Origin of the sequence: Segatella hominis, from assembly GCF_004535825.1 — a bacterium.
Classification (GTDB): domain Bacteria; phylum Bacteroidota; class Bacteroidia; order Bacteroidales; family Bacteroidaceae; genus Prevotella; species Prevotella hominis.
Genome location: NZ_SGVY01000067.1, coordinates 1 through 15975 on the forward strand (window position 1 = coordinate 1; position 15975 = coordinate 15975).

Consider the following 15975-nt stretch of genomic DNA (forward strand, 5'->3'; position numbering starts at 1 on the left):
TTCTTTTACCCAGTTAACTCGCTTATTTCTAAGAAGTTAACCGCTTCTTGTACTACTTGTCTGTTTATGTAAAATCTTTCAAAGAACTCTTTCTTTATCGCTTTGAGGAATGCTTGATTTCTCAAAAGCGAGTGCAAAAGTACTAACTATTTTCCATTCCACCAAATATTTCAAGAAAAAAGTTTCAAAAACATTAAGATTTTAACATTTAATCACATATCAAAGAGTAATTAATGCAAGTTGACATTATTATATACATACGCACTCCTGCACCTGCACACTGGTACGCATACACAGGCATAAACATCATATAATAGGAAATTTGAAAAGCGAAACGAGAAAAACCCATCACCCTTCACCCTATCAATATAAATATCTAACATACAGACAGTTATAGACAAAACAACTAAAAACCACCCTTCACCACCCTTCACCTCCCATCACCTCAATCTAAAAATCGCATTTACCCTTAAAACCTACTATGAAGACCAAAACTGGTCGTCTATTAAGGCAAGCTCTGGTCGTCTATTAAGACCAAGAGAGAGTGTGTCATTACGGCATATTAGTCAATGGACGCAAGGCCAAATTTCGCGAAAATCCGTGAGAACGGCAAAAAAGATGAAGGGCGGTGAAGGGTGGTGAAGGGTTAAATTTTACCATTCACCCACGAATCCCCAGTATTTATCGGCTTTTCAGGCGAACAGGTGAAGGGTGAAGGGAAAAATCATTTTTCGATTTTAAATTTTCTACGCTATAAAGATTTTTCCAAAAAACAGAATGCCAAGCAGATTTTCTCGTTTCGCCAAGTTTGCAAAGCGCCTAAGGAAGGGCACTATTGTGCCAAGGCAAGGGCACCATCGTGCTCGGGTAAGAGCACTTTTGTCCCCCGAGAAGCGCAATGGTACACAAGTCAGACACCACCCGTAAATCCGAAGCCCAGATTTCTATCTTTCAGAGATACGAGTCGCAAACAAGTCTTTAGTACTTAAGTAACAACCGCATAAAATGTTTCATTTACCTTTCGTTATGTTTCATTAGTAAAGAAACGCTCATTTTCAGGCGATTTTTCACGATAAATAATCTTAAAACCGTTGGTGTATTCAAATTAAAATTGTACTTTTGTCGTCAGAAAATTTCCATTTATATGGAGACATCTCTGTAAACAAGCGAAGGAAGGAATCTGAATTCGCAGTGACAAAACTTAAGAATCTAAATAATTAATATACAAATATACAAAAACAATACTATTATGGTAAGCAAAAACATTCCAGTAGTCAAGCTCGGTATCATTGCCGTTAGCCGTGACTGTTTCCCTATTGCTCTCTCTACTCAGCGTCGTGAGAACATCGTAAAAGAATACAAAGGTGACTTGTACAACTGCAAGACAACTGTAGAGAATGAGCAAGATATGCTCAAGGCTGTAGCAGATGTGAAAGAACAGGGTTGCAATGCATTGGTTGTATTTCTTGGCAACTTTGGTCCAGAGACACCAGAGACATTGATTGCCAAAAACTTCGATGGTCCAGTAATGTTTGTTGCTGCAGCAGAAGGCGATGGCGACATGATCAATGGTCGCGGCGATGCATATTGCGGTATGCTCAACTGCTCTTACAACCTCGGTATGCGCCACTTGAAGGGATATATTCCTGAGTACCCAGTAGGCACAGCAGAGGATGTAGCAAAGATGATAGCAGACTTCGTACCAGTGGCTCGTGTCATTCTCGGTTTGAAGGGTTTAAAGATCATTACATTCGGTCCTCGTCCTCAGGATTTCTTCGCTTGCAATGCTCCTATCAAGGGCTTGTATGAACTGGGTGTAGAAATCGAGGAAAATTCAGAACTCGACCTTCTCGTATCTTATAAGGAACATGAGAACGATCCACGCATCGATGATGTATGCAAAGATATGGCTGAAGAAATGGGCGAAGGCAAGTACTATCCTGACTTGAGTCGCCGCATGGCACAATTTGAGTTGACATTACTCGACTGGGCAGAGAACCACAAGGGTTCACGCCAGTATGTAGCATTTGCAGACAAGTGCTGGCCTGCATTCCCAAGCCAGTTCGGTTTTGAACCATGCTATGTAAACAGCCGTTTGGTAAGCCGTGGCATCCCTGTAGCTTGCGAGGTAGATATCTATGGTGCACTCTCTGAGTATATCGGTATGTGTGCTTCCGACGATACAGTAACATTGCTCGACATCAACAACTCAGTACCTAAGTACATCTATGATGAGGACATCGTTGGCAAGTACGACTACAAATTGACCGATACCTTCATGGGCTTCCACTGCGGTAACACGCCTCAGTGCAAGATGTGTTCTACTCGTGCCATCAAGTATCAGTTGATTCAGAACCGTTTGTTGGAGAATGGCGGCAAACCAGACTTTACCCGTGGTACTCTGGAAGGAGACATAGCAGCTTCAGACATCACATTCTATCGCTTGCAGTGCGATTCAGAGGGCAATCTCCGCAGCTACATTGCCGAAGGAGAAGTTCTCGACGTTCCTACCCGTTCATTCGGTGGTATCGGTATCTTCGCTATCAACGAGATGGGTCGTTTCTACCGCCACGTATTGATACAGAAGGGTTATCCACATCATGGAGCCGTAGCATTCTCTCACGTAGGTAAGACCCTATTTGAGGTATTCAAGTATCTCGGCATCAAGGACATCGCTTACAACCAGCCAGCAAGTCTACCTTATCCTACAGAGAATCCTTGGAAGTAATTATAAGAAATATTATATTACCCTATAATCACAAGAGGGTGTGTCATAAGTTCATGACACACCCTTTTTCGTAAAAAGATACTGTAGCTATAGACAATGGAAATTAATCTTTTTTATTAACAAATATATATTTAAATTCCATTTCCTCTAAAGAAGTGCAAGTACGAACTCTAACGATGCGCTTTATTAAGGTCTAATGATGCGCATCGTTAGGTGTTAATGAAGCGCATCGTTAGGTGCTAAAGAAGCGCATCGTTAGACCTTAAAGAAGCGCATCGTTAGGTTATGTAGATTTTCTACCAGTTATATTACTGAAAATCAGCAAATTACACTCCATCTCAAGACTGCGAACTCTTGCCGCCAACAGGAAGAACAGAAATATAAAAGTTTGTTTCATCATTATATTGCATCATTAAACTATGCTATTGCAAAAGTATAAAAACTTTTACAATAACATACTATTTAGTTACTGAATCAATATTGTGCCGCTTATTAGATACATCCCAAGAGATAATGAGCCTCCATCTTCTCATTAGGGGCACCTTTGCTATCATAATAATCTACGACTTCTTGAAACAAGGAATCTGAAGGCATAGGCTTGAAAAGCTTATTCAATACCTTTGCTTCCAACATACGATAACGCATTTCTACTTTTTCGCCACATTGTGACATGTCCTGGCGATGATTGCACAGACTGTCATACGCAGCCTGCGGATTCTTCTCCATCAGACTATTCATTTCTACCAACCATGCCATTTGTACACGTTAGTCTGAACAACTTCCTGTCAACAAAAGCAAGAAGAATAAAAAGAAAGACAGAATCTTCTTCATCAATTTAAAGTTTAGTTAAGCAACCTGTAAAACGCTGCACATTTATTGCATTAAGAATTGTAGCATCTCCGTCAAAAGACCTATTTTAAAAGCTTGCGCAAATATAAGTCTTTTCTTACAAAAGAAATCTTTACAAAAATATCATACATTCTCTTTTCATCTTGTATAATCCGTCTTTACGTCATTATTGACTATTTGCTTTTGAGTTTGCTTGACACGACTCTTCAAATGACCAAGATTATATCTTGCTGAAATCACAAATGATGCCTGGTAGTTACGACCAGCACCTTTGTAATGGTAACCTTTTGATTCCGTGGAACTTGTCCATCTGTAATGAATGGGAAGAAAGCTATAGGCAGAAGCCATCAGCGTAAGACGATTGCCAAGCACTTTCTTCGTAAGGCTCAAACCATATTCATATCCCTCAGAACCATAACCCTGGAGCATAACATACTTGGTATGGTAGTTTCCCTCCAGTTCAAGATAGTAATCCTTGGGAAGCTCATATTCTGCCATACAACGCAACCTGCCAAACCATCCCTTGTGCCATTGCCCTATTCTTTGAGCGGAATACTGAACATAGGACAAAGATGTGACTGTGCGGAAAAAGAATCCGCCAAAACGCTTACGCAAAGACAGTTCGAGATTGGTATTGTTTTTATGACCTATATTATCCTTCGTAGTGTGCAATACGCTACCAGCAAGATAGCTATAGCCCAGGAGAAGCCGGTCGGAATATTGATGCGCCAACGACATGCTCAAATACCAGGCATCACCACTTCCCATCCTGAAAGCAGCGGTTAAAGATATGTCCTGATTCCTCTGCGGCTTCAAGCCTGGATTTCCATAGCTCAACTCATTGACGGTGCTACTGTCAACATAGGGATCTAAAGCAAAAATATTGGGACGAGATACAGACATAGCATACCCTAAGGATAAGGTTCCCCTATCCGACAGGATATAGGAAATACCCATGCTGGGAAGAAAATCACAAAAACTCACCTTGTAGGTATAACCTTTGTCTGCCCTGGCCAACTTCTCCCAGTCATTTTCATACTGAAGACCAGCTGAAATCCGCCATTTACGATCATTGTATGTATAGCCCAAACTGGACTGCAGAAAATTCTGAGTGCGCTTGCAAAGACTTACTCCCGTATTATCCCGATAATATCCAAGTCCTATCGGGGAGTATTTTTCCTCATTATCGTCATGATCCAAGCGCAGCAAGCCCTTGAGACCGAAGACAAACAAATGATGCTTTCCTACACGCCTATTGTACTCCAACTCGCATGTATGCCAGTCTTCTCCACTACTGGTCATGAGAAGACAATCCATCAAGCCAGAAATAGAGTTGGCACATCCTGCTACAGAATCAAGGTCCTGATAGCAAATTTCTTTCTTTTCCATATAAGGACGGCCATAATAATTGTATCCCACAAAAAACTTTCCTCCTTCACCTCCTGGTCCGAATACCCGTTCATAGTTCAGCGAGGCCTGGTACTCTGGCGACTTGAGCCTATGATTCAGCTGCTTTACATAAGAATAGCTGGGAGAATTATCTGCCTGGGTTACCTGAACATCATAACGGGAAGACGAATGCATATTGTTACGCAAAAAAATCCGGGCATAGGCTGACAACAAACTATGATCATCTACATCATAGCTCGCAGACAGCTCCATATTATGATCCTTGGAACTGGTTCCACCTATTTTGCCTTCAGTTATACTCATGTGGTCAACGAGAACTTCGTGACGCAACTCTTCCGAACGAGACGTTGAGGAATGCCCAAACATGTCGTTAAAGGAATAGCAACCGGAAAAACGGATACGTTTTATCTTAGATGTTCCCCAAATGGAGCCAAACAAACTGCTGTCGGTTCCCTTTCCATACATGGTGAGCATATAACCTTCCAGTCTGCCTTTGGTTGTAATATTCAAGACCACGGCATCATTTCCATACTGTAAGTCGGGATGTGTTACAAGCTCCACCTTCTTTACGTATTTTGAATTCAACGCACTAAGCAGCTCTATAGGATTATTGACCAGCGGATCTCGCAGACCATTTAGCTTATATACTATCTTCCTATTATCGTCCGCCGAAATTTCACCTTTCCTGCTGACGATAAGCCCCGGCATCTTTCTCAAAGTCTCAATCAGGTTTTCCTTCATGGCACTGCTGTCTGCATCGACATGGTAAATGATTCTGTCTGTTTTCATTTGAACCAACTGCCCTCTCACAACCAGTTCTTCCAACTGTTGTACTTTGTCCAAAGAGCGCTGTTTAGGATATTTACGCTGCATATACAAAGGCTTTCTCAAGGTTATGGACCTCTCTTTTTTGTAAAATTTCTCTATTTCAAAGCTCTCGTAAACATCTTCATAATCAGGATGTGAGGCATGAAAAATATATTTGCCTGGTTTTTTAAGAATAAACATGGCAGCGCACTTCTTGCCATTGATGATGGCATTACTGAAGCTCGTAGCAATGAGAATGCTGTCTTCAGATAACAAATCCACCTTAGCGTTCAAGACAGGCTCCTTAGTGAAGATGTTGAAAACTTTCTTCCATATCCAAAGTTCCTGCTCCCGAGCAGATGCAGAAATAGAAAATAGGACGCTGAAAATCAAAAATAAGCTAAATCTCATAGACAGAATATTTAGGAGTTCAATCATTACTTTTTTGTTTCTGTATTGCCACCTTTAATTGTTTACAAGGCAACAACAGCAATATCAAAATTAATACTATTATTATTTTAATAGAATTAAAGTTCGGCAACAAAATTAAGAAAAAAAATACAAGTATGCAAATTTTGAGATAAAAAATAGTCCACCAAAAATACATCACGTATCCTTTGGTGGACTTTCTCTTAAAATTTCAATAGATTTTCGTCTAATGTAGAAGCACTATCATCACCAAACAATTTCCTGTTTGCCTTCTTTCGGGCATTACTTATTGTCTTAGACGATGTTTTAACAAGAACAGAAATATCAGTATTGTCTATATTCAAATAGGTAAGAACACATACCCGAATTTTCTTATACTCAGAAATGGCTTTCTTGCAAAGCGCCTTCTCCTCATCAGTCATATTCTTAGGCTGGATTTCCATATCCAGACGACCACTCATCGCCACATCAATACGATACTTCAAGGAAGTGGTACGGAAGACAGTATGATTAGGAACCGCAGAGATATGGCTTGCCATAGCGATGGCTGGAAAGAAATAGCTGGTTCCCCAGTTGGCTCTACCACCACCACTCGCTCAGCACTGGATAACTACATCTTTATATTTGGCACGAATACGGTCGGAGTGCAGTAGAGAGATTTTCTTCTGTTTTCGAATGCAAAAATATAAAAAAGAGCAATACATACCAATACTTTTTTGATTTATTTTCAGGAGAAAGCAGAAAAGGGCAAGAAATTGATAAATAAAGCAAAGAAAAATCAATAGGAAAGAGATGCGAAATCATCTCTTGAGAAGATTTATGAAAAAAAGTTTGTGCATTTCAGATAATAATACTAATTTTGTCCACGAATACAAGATATAAAAGCAATAGAAATAAACAGGGTATTAAAGATAAGAACATAATCAAACAATATGAAACTCAAAATTCATTTCAACCATAAGGAGGAACTCTGGAACTCCTGGTCTCATGCCGGAGGCATCCTGCTGGGTGTCATCGTGGGCATCATCTTCCTCTATTGGTGTTTCACTCAGCACAATGGTTGGGCCACAGCGGGCATCATCCTCTATCTTTTCGGTATGCTCATGTCATACATCGCTTCCACCACCTATCATGCCATTTCTGCCTGGAGCAAGTGGAAGGAACGTCTGCGCAAATGGGATCATGCCGCCATCTACTGGCATATTGCCGGTTCCTACTCCCCTATCACGCTCATAGCCATGCGCGAACAGGGTTACTGGGGATGGAGCCTTTTTATCTTTATCTGGGCTTGCGCCATTGCCGGAACCGTCATGAGTTTTGCCAAGCTCAAGGACCACAGCAACTTAGAGACGCTCTGCTTTGTCGGCATGGGTCTCTCTGTTCTCGTTGCCTTCAAGCCTCTTATCGATTCTGTTTCCCCAGCCACAGTCTGGTGGATTATTGCAGAAGGTATTTGCTACATCACGGGTGCTGTATTTTACAGTATCAACAAGAAGAAATACATGCATTCCGTGTTCCATTTCTTTGTACTGGCAGGTAGTGTCTGCCACATCATCGCCGTTTGGGACATTCTCATGAAATATATCTAAACAACTTAAGAATAAGGATCAAGGCATCGGAAAGTTTTTCGCTTTCTGATGCCTTTACTTTTTTATAATGCTCTATATTACAAGACATTCATCCATATCATACTCTTCTTATAATATAATAAGGTGGGATTGTTAACAATACGTTAAAGTATGAAAATAATTGCCCCAAAGTTTGGAACTTATCGCAGAAAAGCATACCTTTGCAGTGTTCTATTGAAGTAGTACACTAAAACATTAAAGATTATGATACAGATTAAAGACATTGATTTCAGATACCCAGGTAGCAAGCACCTTGTATTTAGAGATTTTTCTTTGGAACTCAAGGAGAACAACATTTATGGCTTGCTCGGTAAGAACGGTACAGGCAAGAGCACCCTGCTCTACCTCATCAGCGGATTGCTCCGCCAGCAACAAGGTACCGTTCTCGTGGATGGCATTTCGGCACAAGATCGCAAAGCCGAGATGCTGAAGGACATCTTCATGGTGCCCGAAGAGTTTGAACTGCCCAACGTTTCCCTCGCCACCTACGTGAAGATGAACCAGGGGTTCTACCCTAACTTCTCGCAGGAAGTATTGGACCGTTGCCTCAAGGATTTTGATTTACCACTCTCTCTCAAGTTGAACGAACTCTCGATGGGACAGAAGAAGAAGGTATTCATGAGTTTCGCACTCGCCACGGGTACCCGCTTTCTTCTGATGGACGAGCCAACCAATGGTCTCGACATCCCATCGAAGAGCCAGTTCCGTAAGGTCATCGCCAACAACATGACGGAAGACCGCACCCTCATCATCTCTACCCATCAGGTGCACGATGTAGAGTCGTTGCTCGACCACATCATCATCATGAATCAGAGCCAGCTCCTGCTCGATGCATCGGTTTCAGACATCTGCGAAAAATACACCTTCGAGTACCGCAACCCACAGGAGATGGACGACACCGTGCTCTACGCCGAGCCAACCCTGCAGGGCAATGCCGCCATCTGCAAGCGTCAGGAGGGAAAACAGGAAACACAGATGAACCTGGAGTTGCTCTTCAATGCAGTAATTAATGGAAAATTAAACGATTAAAAATTAGACGATTATGAAAAAGAATTTCGATTTACATAGATTAAGCATGGTACTTCGTTGGGATATTCTCACCAACTGGCAGCGTCATCTTGGAGCTACAGCAGGTCTCGCCATCTGCATTTCCATCTATTGTGTATTGCGACTTTTTAGCATGAGATATTGGCTTAACTCAACCGATGTAGAGCTGGCTGGTCATCAATACCAGGTAAGTGTTTGCATGTTCTTTTCTGTAATAGCATTCATCGCGTTCTACGTCTTGGCAAGTTGTATATTCAATAACATGAAGACTAAATTGCAAAGAGAGAGTTTCCTGATGCTTCCTGCTTGTAATCTAGAGAAGTTTGTGGCCCGATTACTCATGATGAGTATCGGTGTTCTGGTTCAACTTTTTGCAGCAGTAATCTTGGCCGATGTTATACAGTTCATCTTTAGTTTCATCATCACTCCAGATTTTCATATCAGCATCACCTGGGCTGTGCTCAGCCATATTATTCCCACAATTCAACCTTTCGACAACGACTGGCTGAAATGGATTACCCTCTATTCATTCATACTATTTTCCCATTCTTTCGCAACACTTGGCGGAACATTCTATCGCAAGTTGCCTGTATTGCTAACAGCTTGCACGGGCATTCTTCTTAGTATGATTTTGGGATACATAATCAACAAATTAGGAGAAGCTGGAGTTTTTGATTTCTTCAGTCATATTAACTTCAGCAATGGTTCCACAGCTGACTATTGTATAACAATTACAGCATCCTTTGTTTTCCTTGCTTTGGCTGCCTTCAACTATTGGGCATCCTACAAGTTCTTCACCCGTATGCAGGTTATCTGCAACAAGTGGATCAACATCTAAGAATTAAAATTTGAAGATTATGATTTTCAGTAACGATAAAGCAATATACGTACAGATAGCCGAGCGACTGAGCGATGAGATTCTGGCGGGCAAGTACAAGGAAGACGAGCGAATACCGAGCGTCAGGGAATACGCCGTGCTGCTGGAGGTAAATGCCAACACAACCGTGAAGGCATACGACCTGCTTGCCACCGATGAGATCATCTACAACAAGCGAGGCCTGGGCTACTTTGTTTCCGCTGGAGCCAAGAAGCAGATCAAGAAGACCCGCAAAAAGGAGTTTATGAAAGAAAGACTCCCGGAACTCGCCCGACAAATGCAGCTTCTCGATATCTCCATCGATGAAGTGAAGGAAGAGTTGGAGAAGAATCTCAAAAAGATAAAGATATGATGACACTATTCATTTTCAAAAGCATATTTTTAACTACTATCTTTGCCTTATATATAATAAGGTGGATATAATCACGTTTTTAAAAAAGAGCTACGCTTGCAACTTTCAGAAGGTTGCAAGCGTCTAACGTTTAAAATTCATATCAATAAACAAACGTATTATATGTCATTAATTCATCTAAAAGACGTCAACAAGACCTATCAGGGTGCTCAGCCACTCCATGTACTGAAGGGCATCGACCTCGACATCGAACGTGGCGAGTTCGTCAGCATCATGGGTACTTCCGGCTCGGGAAAATCCACCTTATTAAATATACTGGGTATTCTCGACAACTACGATACGGGCGAATACCGACTCAATGATGTGCTCATCAAAGACCTCTCGGAAACCCGTGCTGCCGAATACCGCAACAAGATGATTGGCTTCATCTTCCAGTCGTTCAACCTCATCTCGTTCAAGACGGCGGTGGAAAACGTGGAGCTTCCACTCTTCTACCAGGGCGTGAGCCGCAAGAAGCGCCACGAACTGGCGATGGAATATCTCGACAAGTTAGGCTTGAAACAATGGGCCAACCATTATCCCAACGAGATGTCGGGAGGACAGAAGCAGCGTGTAGCCATCGCCCGTGCCCTCATCACCAAACCCGAAATCATCCTTGCCGATGAGCCTACCGGAGCTCTCGACTCCAAAACGAGCGTGGAAGTGATGGACCTGCTGAAGGAACTGCACCAGAAAGAGGGAATGACTATCGTGGTGGTAACCCACGAAAGCGGTGTTGCCAACGAGACCGATAAGGTTATCCATATCAAGGACGGACTCATCGGAAGCATCGAAGACAACAGAGACCATCATCTCGTATCGAAAGACTACGTGAAATAACTTTGAACTTGGAACATGAGAGAATTAATCAAAGAAATATGGAGCACGTCGAAGCGCAACAAGCTCCGCACTTCGCTCACGGGATTTGCCGTTGCCTGGGGTATCTTCATGCTGATATTCCTGCTGGGCGCCGGCAACGGACTGATTAATGCCCAGTTGCAGCAAAGCACCCGATTCCTTGCCAACTCCATGCGAGTATTCCCGGGCGAAACCTCCAAGGCTTACAAGGGACTGAAGGAAGGCAGAAGCATCACGCTCAACGACAGGGACATCCTCATCAGCAACCAGACCTACGGCCAGTACGTGGATGATGTGGGTGGAAGACTGGAACAGTATAACGTGAACATCAACTACGGCGATAATTATGTGGCAAGCCAGTCGTTGGTGGGTGTGGCTCCTACACATCCCAAAATCGACAAGACGGAGCTGATTGCCGGACGATTCATCAACGAAATCGATATGAAGGACCAGCGCAAGAATGTGGTGCTGAGCCGAAGCCAGGCCAAGGAACTCTGCAAAGACTACCGTTCGCTGGTAGGCAAGAACGTAAAGATCAGCAACCTCAACTTCCAGGTGGTAGGAATCTACAAGGATGATGAATCGCGCAACAATACCGAAGCCTTCATCGCCTACTCCACCATAAAGACCATCTATGCCAAGGGCGATGATGCAGGAAGTCTGGAGTTCACCATCAAGAACCTGAAGACCCAGGAAGATAACGAGCAGTTTGAGAAGAACTATCGTGCCAGCATCAACAACAACCACCAGGCTGCCCCTGATGACGATCGCACCATCTGGCTCTGGAACCGATACATGGACAATATCCAGATGAACCAGGGAATCGCCATCATGCAGACGGCACTCTGGATAGTGGGTCTGTTCACCCTGCTGAGCGGCATCGTGGGCGTAAGCAACATCATGCTCATCACCGTGAAGGAGCGAACCCGAGAGTTTGGTGTAAGAAAAGCCATCGGCGCCAAACCTTGGTCGATACTGAAGCTCATCATCACCGAGAGCATCATCATCACCTCGTTCTTCGGCTACATCGGAATGGTCTGCGGCGTGGCAGCAAACGAAATCATGGACGCAACCATCGGCCACACCACCGTAGATACCGGACTGTTTAAAGCCGCCATGTTTGTGAACCCTACGGTGGGCCTCGGCACCTGCATCGGTGCTACCATCGCCATCGTCATCGCAGGCACTATCGCCGGACTCATCCCAGCTATCAAGGCTGCAAGAATCCGACCGATAGAAGCGCTGAGAGCAGAGTAGTGATTAGTGATTAATGGGGCTTACACCTTATTATATATAGACTATAAATATAGACTAGGCTATGCGATTAGATTTAGATACATATAAAGAGATTCTCGATACCATCACGAGGAACAAAAGCCGCAGTCTGCTTACGGGCTTCGGCGTGTTCTGGGGCGTGTTCATGCTCATCGCCCTGATGGGTGGCGGACAGGGACTGAAGGAGATGCTGCAAAACAACTTCGCAGGCTTCGCCACCAACACCGCCATCATCTGGGCGCAGAACACCACCAAGCCCTACAAGGGGTTCAACAAGGGGCGCTCCTGGCAGATGGAAGAGAAAGACCTGGAGCGACTGCGGCACAGGGTGCCCGAACTCGATGTCATTACCCCGCTGCTCTTCGGAGGTAACAAGTCGGTGGTGTTTGGCGACAAGAAATTCAGCGGCAGCACGCAGGGCGTGAATCCCGACTACGCCCAGGTTTCCGTGCCTAAAATGTTTTACGGCAGATACATCAACGAGATGGATGTTCGCCACCAGCGCAAGGTTTGCGTCATCGGCAAACAGATTTACAAGACCCTCTTCCCTGGCGGCGGCGACCCGTGCGGCAAGAGCGTGCGAGTGGATTCCACCTATTACACAGTGGTAGGTGTGGATTACCGCTCGGGAAATGGCGTGAACTTCGGCGGTAGAGCCGACGAAACCATCACCATTCCGCAAACCGTGCTCCGCACCGCCTACAACCGCGGAACCGCCATCGACATCATCGCCACCACCGGTAAGCCGGGCGTGGTAATGAGCAGCATCGCCCAGCGAATGCGTGAAACCATAGCCAGAGCCCACAATATCGACCCTTCAGATGAAAAAGGAATCATGGTGTTCAATACGGAGGTGCTCTTCCAGATGCTCGACAATCTGTTTAAGGGTGTCAACTTCCTCATCTGGCTGGTAGGTATCGGCACCCTTCTCGCCGGCGCCATCGGAGTTTCCAACATCATGATGGTAACGGTGAAGGAGCGAACCACCGAGATAGGCATTCGCCGAGCCATCGGCGCCACGCCGAAGATGATTCTCTCGCAAATCATCTCAGAGAGTATTCTCCTCACCCTGGTGGCAGGCATGAGCGGTATCATCTTCGGAGTAGCCATCCTGCAGATGCTGGAAATGGCAAACACCACGGATGGCATTCTCACCGCCCATTTCCAGGTAGATTTCTGGACGGCCATCTCTTCAGCCATCCTCATCTGCATCCTTGGCGGACTTGCCGGACTTGCCCCAGCCTGGCGAGCCATGAGCATCAAGCCGGTAGATGCCATGAGAGACGAATAAAAGAAAATATAAGATATAAAAGATATGAAAAAGTATTCAAAGTTGATTGTTGCGGCAATCGTCGCCTTGATTTTCATCGGAACCTTTGTGTTCCTTTATGAGAAATCACAGCCTAAACCTGTGGAATATACCGAGTTTACCCCAAAGATGGGCGATGTGTTGAAAACCACGGTGATTACGGGTAAGATAGAGCCTCGCAACGAGGTGAACGTTAAGCCTCAGATTAGCGGTATCATCACCGAAATCTGCAAGCAGGCAGGCGACTTCGTGCAGGCAGGCGAGGTAATCGCCAAGGTAAAGGTGATTCCGGATATGGGACAGCTCAGTTCGGCGCAGGCTCGTGTGCGCCTTGCCGAAATAAACCTGAAGCAGGCACAGGTAAACTATGGTCGCGAGGAACAGCTCTACAAGAAGCAGCTGGTCAGCGCCGATGAGTTTGACAAAGTGAAACAGTCGTTGCAACAGGCAAAGGAGGAGAAGGTTGCCGCCCTTGATGCGCTCGAAGTGGTTCGTGATGGTGTTTCCAAGAGCAACGCCAGCGCCTCTTCCACCCTCATCCGTTCTACCATTTCGGGAGTTATCCTCGATATTCCTGTCAAGGTGGGTAACTCCGTGATTCTTGCCAACACCTTCAATGACGGTACTACCATCGCCAGTGTAGCTAACATGAACGACCTGATTTTCCGTGGCAATATTGACGAGACGGAGGTGGGCAATCTCGTAGTGGGAATGCCGATGAAGATTACCATTGGTGCCCTGCAGGATCTCAAGTTTGATGCAGATTTGGAATACATCTCTCCAAAGGCTGTTGAAAACAATGGAGCCAACCAGTTTGAGGTGAAGGCAGCCGTCCGTTCTGTGAAGGGTGGAAAGATTCGTTCCGGCTATAGTGCCAATGCCGAAATCGTTCTCTCCAAGGCAACCCATGTACTCACCATACCGGAAAGTGCCATCGAGTTCAGCGGCGACTCCACCTTCGTATATATTATAAAAGGTAGCAATAAGGATAAGACCTATGAACGCACCCAGGTAACTACAGGCTTGAGTGATGGCGTGAATATAGAAATCAGAAAGGGTCTGTCGCTGAAAGATAAGGTACGCGGTCCACAAATCGTAGCTGACAGCAAGGAAGAATAAGGCAAATTGAGTAAATATGCTATCAAACTCATGCTTTTAACATCATTTGCCTTAAAAAACTTGGAAGTTATTGAAATAAAACGTATCTTTGTGTCATCTACCAGTTAGAATATATTCTACTGATAGTGAGTGAATTAATTAACAATATTAACATCAAAAACAAAAGCATTATGAAAAAATATGTATGTGATGTTTGTGGCTGGGTTTATGACCCAGAAGTAGGTGACCCAGAGGGAGGAATCGCTCCAGGTACAGCATTTGAAGATATTCCAGATGATTGGGTTTGCCCACTTTGCGGAGTAGGAAAAGACGAGTTTAGTCCTGTTGAGGAATAAACCTGAATATCCAGACCGGACAGAATCCTATCATCCTGTCCCGGTTAGCTTTTTATCATTCAATTTGGTCATCAATTAATATTAAGGAGGAATCATTATGACTAAGATTAGAGAAATCTACCGCTGCCAGATTTGCGGCAACGTGGTAGAAGTAGTAAACCCAGGAGCCGTGCTCAGTTGCTGCGGCGAGCCAATGAAGCTCATGAAAGAAAACACCAGTGATGGTGCCAAGGAGAAACATGTGCCTGTGATAGAACCTATCGAGGGCGGATATCGTGTAACGGTAGGAAGCGTAGAACATCCGATGCTTCCAGAGCATTACATCCAGTGGATAGAGTTGCTCACCCCTACAGATGTGCTTCGTCACGAGTTGAAGCCAGGCGAAAAGCCTGAAGCTATCTTCCTGACCAACGCAGAAGCCAAGGATGTTGTGGCTCGCGAATACTGCAACCTTCATGGTCTGTGGAAAGGGGAAATCTAAAGAATATAATTATCCGGGAGGGTGTGTCTCTATACTTTAGACACACCCTCCTGCTTTTTTATCCATTTCATCAAGCAACTTTTCTCTAAAAACCTTGGAACATATTGAAATAATTCGTATATTTGCACCTGGTAATGCCAAAAACCTAATTTTAAATCATAAAAATGCGTTTAAACAGAAAACGTATTAAGCATACAATTTTAATTATTAACATTTAAATTACATCACTGAGCCCACTTTAAAAAGGGGGCATATTTTGAATCCAGCATGACCAGTGTGGTCATTCTGAGTGAAACATAGCAATTGGCTCCGCTGGTGAATATCTTTCGAGAAATTGCCATGAAAGAGCCGAAAGCTTCTCTGATAGGCCCGAAAAGGGCAAATATCGATCTTTGAAATGTTGAAATCTGGAATATTACCATCCTTCGGAGG

At 44.1% G+C, this 15975-nt stretch carries 13 protein-coding genes and 2 pseudogenes; 11 read left to right on the top strand and 4 right to left on the bottom strand.

The features are described 5' to 3' along the window. The first annotated feature begins 1249 nt into the window (after positions 1–1249). Positions 1250–2728 carry an L-fucose/L-arabinose isomerase family protein gene (locus EXN75_RS15600; RefSeq protein ID WP_134844518.1) on the top strand — a complete coding sequence of 493 codons (1479 nt, stop codon included), beginning with the start codon at positions 1250–1252 and terminating at the stop codon, positions 2726–2728. Between the two features lie 492 nt (positions 2729–3220). Here the strand turns inward: EXN75_RS15600 and EXN75_RS15605 are convergent, their stop codons facing one another. The 3 genes and pseudogenes from EXN75_RS15605 to EXN75_RS15615 all read right to left on the bottom strand — a co-directional run. Further along, positions 3221–3484 (bottom strand): hypothetical protein, encoded by a 264-nt coding sequence (locus tag EXN75_RS15605; protein ID WP_118118729.1) that lies wholly within the window; start codon positions 3482–3484, stop codon positions 3221–3223. Between the two features lie 231 nt (positions 3485–3715). Beyond that, a complete protein-coding gene (locus EXN75_RS15610; RefSeq protein WP_134844519.1) occupies positions 3716–6232 on the bottom strand; it encodes an outer membrane beta-barrel protein in 2517 nt (838 codons plus the stop codon). Positions 6233–6576: 344 nt separating this feature from the next. Continuing rightward, positions 6577–6861, bottom strand: a pseudogene (locus EXN75_RS15615) (alpha-galactosidase); the annotation flags it as partial. Between the two features lie 294 nt (positions 6862–7155). On the opposite strand from EXN75_RS15615, the gene trhA reads away from it, so the two are divergent. The 10 genes from trhA (at position 7156) to EXN75_RS15665 (ending at position 15543) form a co-directional block, all read left to right on the top strand. Further along, entirely contained in the window at positions 7156–7812 is a 657-nt protein-coding gene (gene trhA / locus EXN75_RS15620; RefSeq protein ID WP_134844520.1) for a PAQR family membrane homeostasis protein TrhA, read from the top strand. A gap of 243 nt (positions 7813–8055) precedes the next feature. Next, positions 8056–8880, top strand: a complete 825-nt coding sequence (locus EXN75_RS15625) for an ABC transporter ATP-binding protein (RefSeq protein WP_134844521.1) — start codon at positions 8056–8058, stop codon at positions 8878–8880. Positions 8881–8893: 13 nt separating this feature from the next. After that, positions 8894–9736 carry a hypothetical protein gene (locus EXN75_RS15630; RefSeq protein ID WP_134844522.1) on the top strand — a complete coding sequence of 281 codons (843 nt, stop codon included), beginning with the start codon at positions 8894–8896 and terminating at the stop codon, positions 9734–9736. 19 nt (positions 9737–9755) lie between these two features. Then, positions 9756–10127, top strand: coding sequence for a GntR family transcriptional regulator (locus EXN75_RS15635; protein WP_022120379.1), 372 nt, complete (start codon positions 9756–9758; stop codon positions 10125–10127). Between the two features lie 162 nt (positions 10128–10289). Then, positions 10290–11006 carry an ABC transporter ATP-binding protein gene (locus EXN75_RS15640; RefSeq protein ID WP_134844523.1) on the top strand — a complete coding sequence of 239 codons (717 nt, stop codon included), beginning with the start codon at positions 10290–10292 and terminating at the stop codon, positions 11004–11006. A 15-nt stretch (positions 11007–11021) separates the two neighbouring features. Further along, positions 11022–12281: an ABC transporter permease gene (locus EXN75_RS15645; protein ID WP_089542983.1), complete on the top strand. Its 1260-nt coding sequence runs from the start codon at positions 11022–11024 to the stop codon at positions 12279–12281. Between the two features lie 61 nt (positions 12282–12342). Next, positions 12343–13590: an ABC transporter permease gene (locus EXN75_RS15650; RefSeq protein WP_134844524.1), complete on the top strand. Its 1248-nt coding sequence runs from the start codon at positions 12343–12345 to the stop codon at positions 13588–13590. Positions 13591–13614: 24 nt separating this feature from the next. Continuing rightward, positions 13615–14727: an efflux RND transporter periplasmic adaptor subunit gene (locus EXN75_RS15655; protein WP_134844525.1), complete on the top strand. Its 1113-nt coding sequence runs from the start codon at positions 13615–13617 to the stop codon at positions 14725–14727. A 170-nt stretch (positions 14728–14897) separates the two neighbouring features. Then, complete coding sequence (gene rd, locus EXN75_RS15660; RefSeq protein ID WP_022110497.1) at positions 14898–15062, top strand: rubredoxin; 165 nt, start codon at positions 14898–14900, stop codon at positions 15060–15062. Between the two features lie 97 nt (positions 15063–15159). Further along, positions 15160–15543, top strand: coding sequence for a desulfoferrodoxin (locus EXN75_RS15665; RefSeq protein WP_022110498.1), 384 nt, complete (start codon positions 15160–15162; stop codon positions 15541–15543). Positions 15544–15767: 224 nt separating this feature from the next. On the opposite strand, the pseudogene EXN75_RS18070 reads toward EXN75_RS15665, so the two are convergent. Then, positions 15768–15975: pseudogene (locus EXN75_RS18070) on the bottom strand (transposase); the annotation flags it as partial.

What these genes read in the sequence shown, in the direction of transcription:
- EXN75_RS15600 (WP_134844518.1), top strand. Translation starts at nt 1,250, where the DNA reads ATGGTAAGCAAAAACATTCCAGTAGTCAAGCTCGGTATCATTGCCGTT.
- EXN75_RS15605 (WP_118118729.1), bottom strand. Translation starts at nt 3,484, where the DNA reads ATGGCATGGTTGGTAGAAATGAATAGTCTGATGGAGAAGAATCCGCAG.
- EXN75_RS15610 (WP_134844519.1), bottom strand. Translation starts at nt 6,232, where the DNA reads ATGATTGAACTCCTAAATATTCTGTCTATGAGATTTAGCTTATTTTTG.
- trhA (WP_134844520.1), top strand. Translation starts at nt 7,156, where the DNA reads ATGAAACTCAAAATTCATTTCAACCATAAGGAGGAACTCTGGAACTCC.
- EXN75_RS15625 (WP_134844521.1), top strand. Translation starts at nt 8,056, where the DNA reads ATGATACAGATTAAAGACATTGATTTCAGATACCCAGGTAGCAAGCAC.
- EXN75_RS15630 (WP_134844522.1), top strand. Translation starts at nt 8,894, where the DNA reads ATGAAAAAGAATTTCGATTTACATAGATTAAGCATGGTACTTCGTTGG.
- EXN75_RS15635 (WP_022120379.1), top strand. Translation starts at nt 9,756, where the DNA reads ATGATTTTCAGTAACGATAAAGCAATATACGTACAGATAGCCGAGCGA.
- EXN75_RS15640 (WP_134844523.1), top strand. Translation starts at nt 10,290, where the DNA reads ATGTCATTAATTCATCTAAAAGACGTCAACAAGACCTATCAGGGTGCT.
- EXN75_RS15645 (WP_089542983.1), top strand. Translation starts at nt 11,022, where the DNA reads ATGAGAGAATTAATCAAAGAAATATGGAGCACGTCGAAGCGCAACAAG.
- EXN75_RS15650 (WP_134844524.1), top strand. Translation starts at nt 12,343, where the DNA reads ATGCGATTAGATTTAGATACATATAAAGAGATTCTCGATACCATCACG.
- EXN75_RS15655 (WP_134844525.1), top strand. Translation starts at nt 13,615, where the DNA reads ATGAAAAAGTATTCAAAGTTGATTGTTGCGGCAATCGTCGCCTTGATT.
- rd (WP_022110497.1), top strand. Translation starts at nt 14,898, where the DNA reads ATGAAAAAATATGTATGTGATGTTTGTGGCTGGGTTTATGACCCAGAA.
- EXN75_RS15665 (WP_022110498.1), top strand. Translation starts at nt 15,160, where the DNA reads ATGACTAAGATTAGAGAAATCTACCGCTGCCAGATTTGCGGCAACGTG.